The organism is Streptomyces sp. NPDC094034, from assembly GCF_040303865.1.
Lineage (GTDB): Bacteria > Actinomycetota > Actinomycetes > Streptomycetales > Streptomycetaceae > Streptomyces.
In genome coordinates this window covers 22,344-36,199 of record NZ_JBEOUD010000012.1, presented here as the reverse complement: position 1 = coordinate 36,199, position 13,856 = coordinate 22,344, and the positions used below count along the sequence as shown (strand labels likewise).

At 69.6% G+C, this 13,856-nt stretch carries 8 protein-coding genes; 1 reads left to right on the top strand and 7 read right to left on the bottom strand.

Annotated features, from left to right (window positions below; all coding sequences use genetic code 11):
* Nucleotides 1-170: 170 nt before the first annotated feature.
* The 4 genes from ABTZ59_RS13670 to ABTZ59_RS13655 form a co-directional block, all read right to left on the bottom strand.
* The gene (locus ABTZ59_RS13670; RefSeq protein WP_351395613.1) at nucleotides 171-1,091 is read right to left on the bottom strand and encodes a sterol desaturase family protein; all 921 of its coding nucleotides are present in this window, start codon (nucleotides 1,089-1,091) and stop codon (nucleotides 171-173) included.
* A 297-nt stretch (nucleotides 1,092-1,388) separates the two neighbouring features.
* Entirely contained in the window at nucleotides 1,389-2,774 is a 1,386-nt protein-coding gene (locus ABTZ59_RS13665) for an MFS transporter (protein ID WP_351395610.1), read from the bottom strand.
* A 475-nt stretch (nucleotides 2,775-3,249) separates the two neighbouring features.
* Complete coding sequence (locus ABTZ59_RS13660) at nucleotides 3,250-5,604, bottom strand: glycosyl hydrolase family 95 catalytic domain-containing protein (RefSeq protein WP_351395607.1); 2,355 nt, start codon at nucleotides 5,602-5,604, stop codon at nucleotides 3,250-3,252.
* Nucleotides 5,605-5,696: 92 nt separating this feature from the next.
* The gene (locus ABTZ59_RS13655) at nucleotides 5,697-7,610 is read right to left on the bottom strand and encodes a glycoside hydrolase family 97 protein (RefSeq protein ID WP_351395603.1); all 1,914 of its coding nucleotides are present in this window, start codon (nucleotides 7,608-7,610) and stop codon (nucleotides 5,697-5,699) included.
* Nucleotides 7,611-7,918: 308 nt separating this feature from the next.
* Between ABTZ59_RS13655 and ABTZ59_RS13650 the strand changes: the two genes are divergently transcribed.
* The gene (locus tag ABTZ59_RS13650; protein ID WP_351395600.1) at nucleotides 7,919-8,656 is read left to right on the top strand and encodes a 2OG-Fe(II) oxygenase; all 738 of its coding nucleotides are present in this window, start codon (nucleotides 7,919-7,921) and stop codon (nucleotides 8,654-8,656) included.
* 145 nt (nucleotides 8,657-8,801) lie between these two features.
* On the opposite strand, the gene ABTZ59_RS13645 is transcribed toward ABTZ59_RS13650, so the two are convergent.
* The 3 genes from ABTZ59_RS13645 to ABTZ59_RS13635 form a co-directional block, all read right to left on the bottom strand.
* Nucleotides 8,802-10,115 carry a lanthionine synthetase C family protein gene (locus ABTZ59_RS13645; protein WP_351395597.1) on the bottom strand — a complete coding sequence of 438 codons (1,314 nt, stop codon included), beginning with the start codon at nucleotides 10,113-10,115 and terminating at the stop codon, nucleotides 8,802-8,804.
* The gene (locus tag ABTZ59_RS13640) at nucleotides 10,112-13,309 is read right to left on the bottom strand and encodes a lantibiotic dehydratase (RefSeq protein ID WP_351395594.1); all 3,198 of its coding nucleotides are present in this window, start codon (nucleotides 13,307-13,309) and stop codon (nucleotides 10,112-10,114) included. The genes ABTZ59_RS13645 and ABTZ59_RS13640 overlap by 4 nt, the downstream gene beginning before the upstream one ends.
* 116 nt (nucleotides 13,310-13,425) lie before the next feature.
* Complete coding sequence (locus tag ABTZ59_RS13635) at nucleotides 13,426-13,584, bottom strand: class II lantibiotic LanA (protein ID WP_351395591.1); 159 nt, start codon at nucleotides 13,582-13,584, stop codon at nucleotides 13,426-13,428.
* Nucleotides 13,585-13,856 lie beyond the last annotated feature (272 nt).

Below are 13,856 nucleotides of genomic sequence, written 5' to 3'. Positions count from 1 at the left end.
CAGGCGCGGGCACCCTGGACTGTGCGCCGAAGCGGAGGCGGCTGTGCGCCGAAGCGGGGGCGACTGTGCGCCGAAGCGGGGGCGACTGTGCGCCGAAGCGGGAGCGGAGTCCGGGTGCGGTACGCGCGATGCCGATGCGTGGATGTTCGCGATAGCGGGGGGCCGGGAGGTCAGCCGGCGGTTTCACCGGTCTTCGCGGACCGTCGCCAGGGATGCACCAGGGTGGCGACGATCGAGCCGGTCCCGGGGAACGAGTCCGGGTTCACGAGGCCGACCGCGGCCGGTTCGCGACCGGGCCGCCAGGTGAAGCTGCCGAATACCCGGTCCCAGATGGAGAGGTCGGAGCCGTAATGTCCGGCCTCGGCCAGATCGGTGCTGTGGTGCAGCCGGTGCAACTCGGGTCCCACGAAGAGGTGGTTGAGCGGGCCGAGCCGTACGGCGACATTCGCGTGGACGAAATACCCCTGGGCGACGACGAACAGGCCCACTCCGAAGACGGCCGTCTCCGAGAACCCGACTAGTGCCAGTGCCAGTTGGGTGAAGCCCTGGGAGATCAGCACGTCCATGACGTGATTGACGCCGTTGTTGGCGACGTTGACCTTGTCGGGCACATGATGCACGCCGTGCAGCCGCCAGAGCCACGGATTGGTGTGTCCGAGCCGGTGTACGGCATAGCTGGCCAGCGAACCCAGCAGCAGGGCGAGGGGTATCTCTCCCCAGAGCGGAAGCACGGGGTCCGCGGTGGCCACGACGCCCACGGCGGCCACGACCAATGCCTGCGCCAGTCCGCCGCCCACCGCCGTGAGGACGTAGTACACGGCGTACCAGCGCCACTCACGCCGACTGGGGTGCCAGCTGCGCTGGTACGGGATCAGCCGCTCCAGCCCCGCGAGGTAGCAGAGCATCGTGAGCTGAAAGACAAAGGTGACCCGGCTCGGGTCCCAGCCGTACCGCACGGTCAGGGAGAAGACGACCACAATCGAGATCAGCAATATGGGATGAGCGGCCCGGGCCAGCAGCGCACGCGCGGTGTCGCGCGCGCCCCGCCCCGACTGGGACCGGCCCGCGCCAGATATCGTAGAACCGGACATTTCACCCCATCGTTCACGTTCGTGGGTTGCCAAGAGGGCATTCATTGGCACCCCGCACAGCAGAGATGCTTGTAACAGCATGCTGTGGATCAACTACCCGTAGCAATATCGCCTGGTCAGCGCACGGGGGCGCACCGGGCCATCCGGCCTTCGGCGCGCGCCCCCGGCGCACCTCCCCCCACCCGCCGCCAACACGCCCCGATCCGCGGCGAGATGACCGCCGACGACGAAACGCCGGCTCGATCCGGATGGTCGACAGCGCCTTGCCCGGCGGGTGACCGGACGTGTCGGGGAGACCTACGGCTTCCTGGTCGTGGCGCGAGTGGACGGGGAAGGGATGAGGGGCGTCGGTGAATCCTCGGGCCTGGACGCCGTACTGATGTCCTCCAGCGACAGCCCTCTGGTCCGCACGCCGAACGCGACGGCGATCGCGGCCAGCAGTATCGCCGCCGCCCCCACGATGAACACGGCACCCACTCCGGCGCCGTAGAAGAGGGGGATCATATAGAACGGCGCTGCCGCGCTGGACAGCCGGTTCAGCGAGAACAGCCAGCCGTTGGCCGTGGTGCGCAGGCTCGTCGGGAACTGTTCCAACTGGTAGATATGGGTGGCATTGGTCTTGATGTTGGTCACCACGGTGAAACAGAAGCCGAGAACCGTGATCATCACCGGTGACTGGGCGTATCCGTAAGCGAGTCCGATCACCGCCATGGCCGTCAGCGCCACGCACAGGATCCACTTCCGCTCGGCCCTGTCCACGATGTGCATGGACAGATACGAGCCGAGCGGCGATCCGAGGAGCGACAGCGTCATGAACGTCAGCGAGCTGCCGAGATCGAAGCCCTTCGCCTCCAGTGCGAGCGTGGCGAGGTTGTGGAAGCCGTAGTATCCGATCGGCCCGAGAGCCCACAGCAGGGCCATCAGGGCTGTACGGCGGGCCAGGGGAGCCCGGAAGAGCGCCCGGACGGGCAGGCTCTTCTCCACGGCCGGAGGCATGGCCTCTTCCTTCGTGGGCATGGGCGGCGGCCTCCACCCCTCCGCCTCCGCGGCCTTCTCGAAGACGGCGGTCACCCTGTCCGCTTCCGCCGTCCGGCCGACCGTCTCCAGCCACCGTGGTGACTCGGGCAGACCTCTGCGGACGAAGAAGGTCAGCAGCGCGCCGAGGGACCCGATCGCGAACATCCACCGCCAGCCCGCGACACCGAACGGGGCCTTGTCGACGAGCAGCAGGCCCAGCAACCCGACAACGGGTACGGCGACATGGGCGCAGGTGTATGCCCTCGCCGCGTAATAGCCGCGTCGGGCCGGCGGCAGAATGTCGGCCAGATAGGAGTCCGTCACCGGAAGTTCGCCACCGAGTCCGACGCCGATGACGAAACGGCAGGCGATCAGGGTCCAGATGTCCGGCGCGCAGGCGCAGGCGATCGTCCCCGCCGAGTACAGGCTGAGCGTGATCATGTAGGCGCCGCGTCGCCCGATCCGGTCCGCCACCCGTCCCACCACGACCGCGCCGACGAAGCTTCCGACGACAGTCGAGGCGAGGAACACCGACAGAGTGGGGCCGTTGAGGGAGAAGGTGTTCTTGAGCGTGCTCAACAGGACACTCGTCAGGAAGAGTTCGTAGATTTCGAAGAAGTTGCCGAGCGCCATCACATTGACGAAGCGCTTGTGGTGTGCTGTCACCGGGAGTCGGTCGAGCCGGGCTCCGATTGACGGTCCGACAGTATCTCGCGAACTGCGCATACGTTCTTCCCCTCAGGGGTTCCGAACGGATCCCCTTGGTCCGGGAATTACTTGAGCGGGGCGATCTACCGAGAGAGTAGGGAGGTTGTCGATGTGACACGCGCAACTACCCTCTGTGCCCACTGGAAGTAGGTATCGACGCACGTCCGTACGAGGGTCACGGGTGGCACAACGCCTCGACCTGGAGGAGGGGTACGGCGGCGGTTGAGTGTCTTCTGCCTGGTAAGCACGGCTGGTTACTCTTCGTATCCGCCTTGGGGGTCAATCACATCAAGGCATTTACGGATCGACAGAGCGGCCCGGACCTGTCCGGCACTGTCCGCCGACGATTCCCGAACCGAAAACGGGCGGCCGACCGCCCATGTCGGGGAGACAAAGGCGGCCGGCCGGGATTCCTCGGCTGCGACGAGACGGGTCAGCTGGGCAGCCCCCATCGGGGGGCCGGTTCGTTGGGTGTGACGGGGCGGACGGTGAGGTCCGGGGCATCGCCCGCCGCGGTGATGAGCGCCGATTCACCCTTGCGGAGGGGGATGCGGATCTCGCCTTCGCCGGTCTGCTCGTACCCTGTGCGCCGTCCCCGGCTGTCCCGGACCTCGATGGCTCCCGCGATGCCGTGGCGCACGACGCACCTGGCGCCCGCCTCGCTGCTGAGCCGTACCCAGCGGGTCGTGCCCTTCTCCCGTACCGCGCTGAGCAGGAAGGCACCTTGAGTACGGAAGTCGTGCACGGCCAGATCACGCCAGACGGCGGGGAGCGCCGGGAACACCCTGATCGTGCCGCCCCAGGACTGGCACACCATGTCGTGCAGCGACTGGGCGGCGGACAGCGGGGTCTCGATGACCGGGCCCGACTCCTTGTACATGGTGTTGGGCTGGATGAAGCGTGTCATCAGTTGGCCGAGATAGCCGAGCGCGTCGTCGCCCTTGCCGAGAAGCGCCGACATGGAGGCCGCGCCGGTGAAGGTGTAGCCCTGGAGGGCTCCTTCGAAGCCGACCCAGTGGGCGAGCGAGTTCTCGATCAGCGCCCGCTCGTCGGCGGTCCGGCCCGTGACCTCGTACAGCGGATAGACGGCGAGCATGTGCGAGTAGTGGCGGTGTGACTTGGCGAACGGGACCCCGGCCCCGATCATGTAACCGTCGCCGTCCACCGGGTACGGCGTGAGCCTGGCCAGCACCTCGCGCCAGCGGTCCGCCAACGGGTCCCGCTCGCCCAGCAGTTCGGCCGAGTCGAGAAGGGTACGACAGCCCCAGCGCAGCAGCATCAGATCGTAGTTGCAGTCGGGCGCGTTGACCCCGTACTCGGGGGAGAAGGTCGCCGGGAGATGCAGCTTGCCGTCGGCGCCGGGGGACAGGAAGTGCAGATAGTAGTTGACGGCCCTGCGCAGCAGTGGGAAGAGGACATCGCGCAGGATCGCCTCGTCCATGGTGTGCCGGTAGCTGAGCCAGACGTTGTGCAGTGCCCAGGTGAGATTGCCGACCTCGGGGGTGGGCGGGTCCTGGCCGGGAATGCCGACGCCGTAGCCCAGATCTCCCGAGGTGGCACCGCCGTTGACGAGTTGGGGGTCGGTGGTGCGCGGAATGCCGTACGAGTCCCCGCGATAGGCAGGGGCGACCTCCTTGCGCAACTGATCCCGGAACTCACTCAACGCGCGGGTGACGGCGTCGAGTTCGAGATGGTTCGAGCCGTGGATCAGCCAGTACTCAAGCTGGACGTTGAGGTTCCACCAGGTGTTGGGCCAGGGCGTCGGCTCCAGCCACGGCCCGGAGGTCGCCATCACCGGCGCGTCCTTGCGGGCGGCCGCCGCGACCTTGTAGAGCTGGAGCCAGTAGAAACGCTGCAACCGGGCGTCGGGCAGCGACAGGAAGCCCTTCCGGTAGTAGCGCTGCCACCAGGCGCGATGAGGAAGCGCGTGCACGCCGTACGGCACTGCCCGAGCCGTCCGCACCGCGCGCAGCGCACGATCGCGGGCGGTGGTCGCGGGGTGGGAGTGCGCGACCGTCACATAGAGGGTGCGCCTGCCGTGCCGGACCACTTCCTGCCAGGCGGTGACATGCAGGCCGCCCGCGAGCAGCGGCTGTACGGCGGCGGTCACCTCCCCGTGTCGCTCGATCGTGGCAGGTGGATTGGCCGTGTACCCGGGCGGGAGTGGTTTGGAGGCGGCGCGCGGGCTGATCGCCACGGCGGGATGGAAGACCCAGCGAAAGCCGCGCTCTCCCTCGCTCGGTGTGACCTCGACGGCGAGCAGATCGGTCGAGGAGTGCACGAGAGCGTGCAGTGTCAGCGAGCCCGCGGTGGTGGTGAGGGTGCCGGTCAGCTCGGCGTCGCGCAGCCGCAGCCGCCAGTCGAGGCCGGTGATGGTACCGACGGGCTCCAGTGTGAAGTAGCCGATCGGCAGCCGGGCGAGGCCGAAGAGCGAACCGAACTCCGGCCGGTGATCCTGGACTTCGGAGTGCTGGACATTGAAGCGGATCGCGTTCGCGCCCGGTTCGGCGTAGATGCCGGAGCCGAGGAAGCCGTTGCCGAGGAACGGGCCCTCGTACCACGTCTTCGGCATCCGTTGCCATACCGGGTCGGCGTCGTCGAGGACGGTGCGCCAGGCGTCCGGGGATATGTGTGGTTCCGTCGGTGTGTGGTGGAGTGATCCGGATTCCCCCGCGGGGGAGGCGGCTCGGGCCGATACGGCCGTGCCGCCTCCCACGGCCAATGCGCCGCCCAACGCGGTGCCTGTGGCGAGCAGAGCCCTTCTCGACGGATCGGGTGCGGTGGCCATGGTGCCTCCCGGTGGCTCACATGAGGATGACGTGATGGATCCGAGCTGTCTCTTGAGGGAAGGTGGGGACGAGGGATCCGCCGGCCACAGCACTAGCGACGCGGGCGGTCGCAGCTGGTGCGGCCCGGGTACCAGCGACACGCCAGCGCCGCGAAGCCGCCGTTCGCGACCACCGGCACGGAGAGCTTCGCGTCACCGCGCAGCACCCTGCCCTCGCGCACCAGGCCACCGGCCCCGTCGGTGACCGTCTCCACCAGCCACGTGCCGTGGCCGAAGCGCAGCGGCACCTCGGCGGTGCGGGCCGCGCCGGCGAAGATGCCGCCGATGAACCAGCGTTCGCCGTCGCGGCGGGCCAGCACCGCGCTCTCGCCGGGGTCACCCGCCAGCAGTCTCGTCTCGTCCCAGGCCGCCGGGATCTGCTCCAGGAAGCGCCGGGCCTCGGGGCGTTCGTCGTAGGACTCAGGTGTGCCCGCGAGGTTCTGGATGCCGGACTCGTAGAGCACGGCGAGTCCCGACTCGCCCGCGTCCGAAGCCGCGTTGGGACGTTCCGCGCGATGGAAGGCGCCCGGGGTGTAGTCCATCCCGCCGATGACATTGCGGGTGAAGGGGAGCGTCGCCAGATGCTCCGGGGTATTGGTCTTCTTCTCCTCGCCGTTGACCCCCTCCATGGTCATGACCTGCGGCCATGTGCGGTGGATGCCCTTGGGGATCGTCGAGCCGTGGAAGTTGACGAGGAGGTGGTGTTCCGCGGTCGCGGCCAGGATCGCGTCGTACCAGCGGAACGTCTCCTGTGCCTCGGAGTCCATGAAGTCGATCTTCACGCCTTTGACGCCCCACCTCTCCAGCGTCGGCAGCCACTGGTCCCGCTCCTCGGGGGTATCGAGGTCACGATGGTGGATCCAGACCTGGATGCCGACGCCGTGCTCACGGCCGTACCGCACGAGCTCCGGCAGCCAACTGGTGGTCTGCCAGTCCGGATCGGTGACGTCCCACTGATCCGGGTCGAAGTACCAGCCCGCGTCGACCACGGTGTACGGCCAGCCGCGCTGCGCGGCGTAATCCACGTACGCCTTCTGTTTCTCCAGGCTCTGCCCAGCCGGCCTACCGCCCGCGAGCCAGGTCCACAGCGCGGGCGCCGGCTTGATCCAGGAGGTGTCACGAACCTTCGAGGCGGGGGCGATGTCGTCGACGAACGTGGACTCGGTGACGGTCGCCAGATCGCCGGTGATCACCGTGCGCCAGGGCGTGGTGAGCGCCCCGTCGACCCGCACCCGCTCGTCCCAGAGCTTGACACGGTAGGTGGCCGACCCCGCGTCGTGCGTGAGACGGGCGCCCGAGTAGGTCCCGGTGAGGTCGGACTCCGCGACCAGCGCGTAGCTGTCACCGGCCTTGAACAGCGCCTGCGCCATGTACTCGCCGGCGGGTGCGCCGGCCGCGTCGTACTGGGCGAACAGGTTCTCGTTGTCCTTCCGGTACTTGCCGAGCCAGGCCGTCGAGCCCGCGGGCAGGGTGAACCCGGAGTCCTCACCGACCACATCGCCGGTGTCGGCAGGCAGGACGTAGCGGTAGGCCACCCCGTCGCCGGAGACCCGCACGAGCAGATCGAGCCTGGTGCCGTCCGCGGTGCCGAAGCGGAAGCGCGTCTCCGTCATCCGGGCATGGCGGGTGCGGTCCTTGCCGACGGTGGTGCGGTACGACTCGGAGACCGTACGGTCACTGCGCCCGAGAAGGCGCAGACCGGTGGAAAGGTCCGCTCTCTCCGTGACGATGCCGAGGGGCGAGGGCTCGATGACGATCTGCCCGTCACGGGTCACCTCCAGCGACAGGTTCCCGCCGGAGGGATCGAGCCTGACGACGGCAGCGGGACCGCGCCCGGCAGGAGCGGACGGGGCCGAGACTCTCCAGGTGGCAGGCTCGGCGCCGGCGGGCAGCGCGGCGACCAGCACTGCCGCGAGCGCGAGACACAGCATCAACACGGTGGTGCGCATACGGACATGGATCGCCATGCGGATCCACCCCTCCTCAAGTCATCGGATGAATCGGAGCGTGGCGGAGATATGTGGGCCTGTCAATGAACATGACACGCAATTCATCGGGTGGCTGGGTGGCCCAGTCGAACGATCCGGACCCTGGCCTGCGCCGTCACCCCCGCGGTGTGACGTCGAACGCACCCCCGCAGTGTGATGTCCGAATGCCGCCAGCAGATGATGCCGCCCGCCCACAGCATGGACCGTGAAGAAAGAGCTCAGCGCAACCAGTTCCCGCGTACGCGCGACGGCGCCCGACGTCCGCCGCCCCAGGGAGGACACCCACCATGACCGGCACCACGACCGCCACCCACCGTGAGCCCACGCTCGCCACGCGGGTCGACTCAGCGGACTGGGAGGCACTTACGGATGAGGTCAACGCGTACGGCAGCGCACTGACCGACCGGCTGCTCACGTCTGACGAGTGCGCCGCGATTGTCGCTCTGTACGACGAGGCCGAGCGGTTCCGTACCACCGTCGACATGGCCCGCCATCGTTTCGGCTCCGGCCAGTACCGCTACTTCACCCATGAACTGCCTCTCCTCGTAAAGGAGTTGCGGGAGGCGCTCTATCCACGCCTGCTGCCTGTCGCTCGCGACTGGGCGGCCAAGCTCGGCCGACCGGCGCCCTGGCCGGACACCCTGGAGGAGTGGCTGGGGCACTGTCATCAGGCCGGCCAGACCAAGTCCGCGCAGATCCTGCTGCGGTACGGCGCCGGGGACTGGAACGCCCTGCACCGTGATGTGTTCGGCGAGGCCGTTTTCCCCCTCCAGGTCGTCATCGGCCTTGACGTGCCCGGAATCGACTACAGCGGTGGCGAGTTCATCATGACCGAGCAGCGCCCGCGAGCCCAGTCCCGTGGATCGTCCACGACGCTTCCCCAGGGCCACGGGCTGATCTTCACCACCCGCGACCGGCCCGTCGCCTCCCAACGCGGCTGGTCCGCCGGCCCCATGCGGCACGGGGTGAGCACTGTCCGCTCCGGCCGGCGGCACACCCTTGGTCTCGTCTTCCACGACGCGTAATGACGGATCGGACCACTGACGTGTGGGGGGTGCCTGTCCGTCTCGCGCCAGCGGTGGAAAGCCACCGCCGAAGCGGCGCAAGCGCGGACGGCCCCACGAACTCTTCGCCCGCCCGGCCGCCCGCCCGGCCCAACGGCCCCGCGCCCTAGGCGAGCAGCAGGGCCATGTCCCAGTCGGTTGTGGTGCGGCCGTCCGCGTACGCGTCGAGTGCGAGGGCGGTGCCGGTGGCACCTTCCAGAAAGGCCGGGGCGTCGGTGCCCTGCGGGGCGCTGGTGAGGGGGGCTCGGAACCCGAACCGGTACTCGGGGCGGAACTGGGCGAGAGTACGGGCCGCCATGTCGTCGACGAGCTCGGTCAGACGCTTGTCTCCGATGGACTCGTTCAGCACGGCGAGCAAATGCATCATCCCGGCCCACCCGTGACACACGTGGGGATTGTCGATGCTCCAGCTGTCCGGATCGGTGGTCAGGAACGGCAGCAGGGAACGGTGCGCCAGTCCGCGCCACTCGGCTCGGTCGAGTGCGAGACCCGCGAGCTGGAGCGAGCGGGAGATCCCCGGGGCGCCGTAGCACCAGGAGGGGCGCTGGCGCGGCGACGGGATGCCCGGCCCGGCCACCCAGCTTTCGAGGGTCAGATGAGGAGGCCAGAGCGGTCCGCCCGCGCTCTCGAACGTCCAGCGCCTGAGGAGGTCGACCAGGCGCTCGATGGCCTCGCGCTGCCCGTCGACGACCACACCCCGCTGCCAGGCCAGCGAGAGCAGGGCGAGCGGCCCCGCCACACCGTGCGAGAGCCCGAGGTTCAGATGCCCGTCGGGCATCTCGACCTCCTGCCCCAGCTTGGGCGCTGCCCACGTCCACCAGCGGGGGACCTGATGGCCGCGGTGGCTGATCTCGCCGTGCGCCATTTGAGTCAGATAGGTGAGGACGAGTCGCAGTTCCTCCTCGCACTGCTCACGGCGCGCCAGCAGATAGCGGCCGACGCCGCTCATGACGCGGACCACCTCGAACTCGCCGTTGGTCGGCATCGGGGCGTCACGGACTTCGGGAAGCGCACGGCGGACCAGGCGGCGCTGATGCTCGTCGAGCCGGCCGAGAGCGGAGCGGTAGCCGCCGGTGGCGCGGTGGGCCACGAGCACGGCGAAGGCGACGGCGCCCGGGCCGTTGTAGATGCCGCCGGGGGCATGGGCGGTGGCGGCCGTGGCTCGCATCGCCCGGACGAGGTACGCGTGCGCTCGGGCGGCGTCGGCGGGGCCGGGGGTGCCGCGGCCGGTGAACGCCAGGGACACTCCCGGATAGCCGCTGGAGAGGGCCAGGTCCTGCCAGAGGGGTTCGTCCAGGCTGATGTGCGAGGAGTCGCCCGGAATACGGGTGTCGGCGGCGGTGGCCTCCGGGTCGGCGAGCCGGTCGAAGACCTGCGCGGCGACGTCCCGGGCCTCGTCCGCGTAACGAGGGGCGGTCACCCGGTCACCTCCCTGTTCCTGTCGGTATCGTTGCCCGCGCCCGCGCCCGCGCCCGCGCCCGCGCCCGCGCCCGCGCCCGCGCCCGAGCCCGTGTCCTTGTTCTCGTTGTTGTCCTTGTTGCGGGCGTGGGCCAGGCGCCCCTGATGGTCGCGGGCTACGCCGCGCAGCACGGCGTAGCCGGTGTCCTCGCCGGTTCTGTCGATGCCGAGGAGGCGGTTGTGCTGCATGTGCAGCAGCGCCATCACGGCTTCGGCGTGCTGTTCGGTACCGGGCGCCCGTCCCTCGTCGGACATCAGCAGCGCACCGTACTTCCCGGTCTCCGGCGTGGTGCTCCACAGGGCCGTGACGGGGGCGCCCAGCACGGGCGCCGCGCTCTGGGCGGTACGTCCCGGCACGATCAGCGACGTGGCCTGCTCCCGGTACTTCCGGTAGGCCGCGTGGGCGGGCCCCTTGGGCAGAGCGCGGCTGATCCAGGCCGACCAGTCCCAGTCGCCGAGTGATTCCAGCAGCAGCGCGTGGTTGACGGCCGCGAGTACGGGGGCGGGCAGGGCCAGAGCGCCCCGCGCCCGCATGCCGAGCTGGGCCAGTGCCGACTGGCTGTCGACGCAGAACATCCGCTCCGCGTGGGCGAGTGCGTCGGGCCCGCCATAGCGGTCGGTCTCGGGCCGGTAGGTGTCGAGGACCATGCCCTTGATCAACCCCGTCTCCTGCCAGGCCCGGCTCACCGCGGCGAGCCGGGGCAAGGCCGTGGTCCGCAGGGCTTCGGCCTCGCCGTGCAGGCGGAGGCGGATATGGGGCTCGGGATCGCGGTAGCGGAGGTAGTGCCAGCTGCGCAGATTGTCCGCGACCTCGCGCACGAGCGTGGGGAGGGCGGCGTGCAGCAACTCGTCGTGCGTGTCCTGAGTCCCGTAGAACTTGGCGTAGAGCCAGTCCTCACCCGGCAGATGCTGAACGGTGTGGTCCGTGGGCCGGGGCGCCGGCACTGGACGGCGCGGTCGGCGGGCCCTCCCGTTCTCCTGGTGCTGACCCGACGCGGTGGACCGGACGAGCGGAATGACGACTTCGGCGCCGTGTCCGCCGGACCAGCCCAGTTGGCGTCCGCCGTCCGTCAGATCCTCCATGATCGCCAGCGAGCCGCCGCCGCGGACTTCCTGGCGAAACACCTCCCGGCGCCAGGAATCGGTGAGATCCACCCGGTACATACGGTCCCACCTGGCGAGGTTGACCTCGTCGGGTACGCGGTAGCGCTCCCGCCACGCCGCGACCGCCTCCTCCCACCCGGACGTGCCCTCCGCCGCGTCCCGCAGGTGCCGGTCGGGCACCCAGCGCCGAGGGAAGACCGTGACGCGGCCGTACGTCACACGGGGGAGACAGGGCAGTCCCTCCAGCCCGCACCAGTTCCAGCCCGTCCATGTCCTGGCTCTGCCGGAGACGAGTTCCACCAGCAGCCGGGCGACCGGCGGCGCCTCCCGGTCGAGAGCGAGCATGTGCGGCACGACGGGCAGGACCTCACGTCCGTCGTCCGGCAGTGTCAGCCGCAGTCCGAAAGGCCCGGGCGAGACGAGGAGTTGACGCCAGTCCAGGGTGCCGGGCGCGTTCCGGTCGGCGTACACACCCACCGGTATCCGGTGCGGCAGCAGGCGCGGGACCTGGGCCATGTTGAGCCCGCGCACCGTGTGTGGTCGGTACACCACCTGGGCCGGTACCGTATCGGCGTCGCCGAGACCGGCCAGGAGGGAGGCCAGTTCGTCCTCCATCCCGACGAGTTCGGCGAATCGCCCGACGGTCGCTCCGGCGACCCAGGAACCCGGATACGGCGGGGACAGGAGCGTGAAGTCGCCGCGGTCGATGGCCTGTTCGCTCTCCGCCAGCAGGTGGAAGCAGAGCTCCAGCGACCTGGGCGGGGGCGGGTGCGCGTCGGCCGTCCGGCCGGCGGCCAGCCGGTCGACGAGACCGGGCGTGAGCCGGACTTCGTCGTCACCGCTCAGCAGCGCCTCCTGCACCAGGTCGTGTGTGAGCAGACGGCGTTCCTTGGGCAGCCGCTCCGGTTCCTGGTGTCCCGTGGACTCGCCGTCGGGGCGCTCGCCGTAGCCGGGCGGGAAGCCGATCCCCCGGTGCCGGTCGACGAGTTGGCCCAGCGGGACCACGCCGCCGGTGCCGTACGCCTCCAGGAATCGGTCCCAGTAGGTACGCATATGGGTGTGGGTCTGCCAGTCCGCGGAGATCTCCCACATGGCGGAGGCGTAGCGGGCGGCCTCGTCGGTCACCGCCCGCGAGATCCGCAGGTCGGCGTCCATCCGCAGGTCGACGTGGACGGGCAGCCTGACAGCGGTGCCCTCGGGGTCGGTCAGCCGCATGAGCCTGCGCCAGGCCGCGCGGCCCTCGCCGGGTTTCGTCGCGGCGTAGTCGTCCAGCGCCGCGCGTATGGAAGCGAGTTCGGCCTCCGCTCCCGGCACGGGGGCGATCGCCGCCGCGATGCGTTCGTACAGCGCCTCGTTCAGGTCCTGTGGGGTGATGGAGGTCAACAGGAAGCCGTGCCGTACGAGTTGGGACAGCGCGCCGTCCACTTGGCCGGGGGTGAGCCGGGGGAACGAGGCGCGGGCCCGCTCCAGGAGCACGGTGTAGCGGACAGGCCGCGTCGTCCGCTCGCACACCCAGGCCACCAGGGCCGTGTTACGGACGGAGGCCTCGCGCCCGTTGCCCGGTACGACGAGCCGTTCGCCCCGTGTTCGGCACAGGTCGCTCAGCACCACGTCGACGCCCCGGCGAACGTCCGGCAGTTCGAGCCATTCGTCGACGCGCCGGGTCAGCCAGGCGGCGTCCGGCCGAACCGCCTTCTCGCCGGGGCCGGACAGTGTCACCCGTGTGGTGTCCGCGACCCGGGCGGGTGAGACTCCGGCGAAAAGCCCGAAGGGCGTGGGCCTGGTCTCGGCTCGCAGAGCGTACCGGGAGAGGGAGAGCGCGGTACGGCGCAGCCGCTTGGCCCCGAGATCGGCCCCCGCGTCGAGCCGGTCGAGCGAGTCGGCGAGGGCCCCGCTGGCGACGTGCAACGCCTCGCGCAGCAGCGGGTCGGCGGCGGCTTCGCGTATCCGCGCGGCCGAGTCGCCGAGGGGAGGACCTGCCGGTCCGGTGCGGGGCATCGCCGTGATGCGTACGAACAGGCACTCCTGCGGCGTGTAGTGGTCATCCCGCACGTGTTCCGGCTCCCTCGTCGATCCCCTCGATCCCTCGATCACTCGATCCAGAGAACTGGCACGACCCGCGTGGGGTGGGGCAGCGACCCCGCCCCACGCGGGCGCGAGGGCACGCCCTAAAGGCAACAGATGTTGCAGGGCGATCCGAACGTGCTGGGTGAGGTGGCGCCACCGGACGCGAACGCGGGGCCCTCGCCTTCGGTCTCCGAAATCTGGATGTCGAGATCCAGGTCGGCGAGGTCGGTGGTGTCTTCCAGCAGAAGATTGGTGCTCATGAGGCTCCTCCCGTTCAGTGGCTCGCCGACGTCGGATGGACGCCGGCGACATGTGCGGTCCTGTTCGAACCAGACAGGAGCATATGCATGGGCGCGAGCCGAACACCATGTGCGGACCGACAAGTTGACCGAAACGGGCGCTCCCTCACACCGTGACGGAGACCTTTCCCACGGTTCCACCGCCTGTGTGAGGAACGGGCGCCCTGACGTGAAGCATGTGCTTCGCGAGCTGTCGGCCGAACGGAGACTTCGCGCCACGATCGCATGTCACA

Excerpts from the sequence above, each read along its gene's own strand:
- ABTZ59_RS13670 (WP_351395613.1), bottom strand. The coding sequence starts at position 1,091 with ATGTCCGGTTCTACGATATCTGGCGCGGGCCGGTCCCAGTCGGGGCGG.
- ABTZ59_RS13660 (WP_351395607.1), bottom strand. The coding sequence starts at position 5,604 with ATGGCCACCGCACCCGATCCGTCGAGAAGGGCTCTGCTCGCCACAGGC.
- ABTZ59_RS13655 (WP_351395603.1), bottom strand. The coding sequence starts at position 7,610 with ATGGCGATCCATGTCCGTATGCGCACCACCGTGTTGATGCTGTGTCTC.
- ABTZ59_RS13650 (WP_351395600.1), top strand. The coding sequence starts at position 7,919 with ATGACCGGCACCACGACCGCCACCCACCGTGAGCCCACGCTCGCCACG.
- ABTZ59_RS13635 (WP_351395591.1), bottom strand. The coding sequence starts at position 13,584 with ATGAGCACCAATCTTCTGCTGGAAGACACCACCGACCTCGCCGACCTG.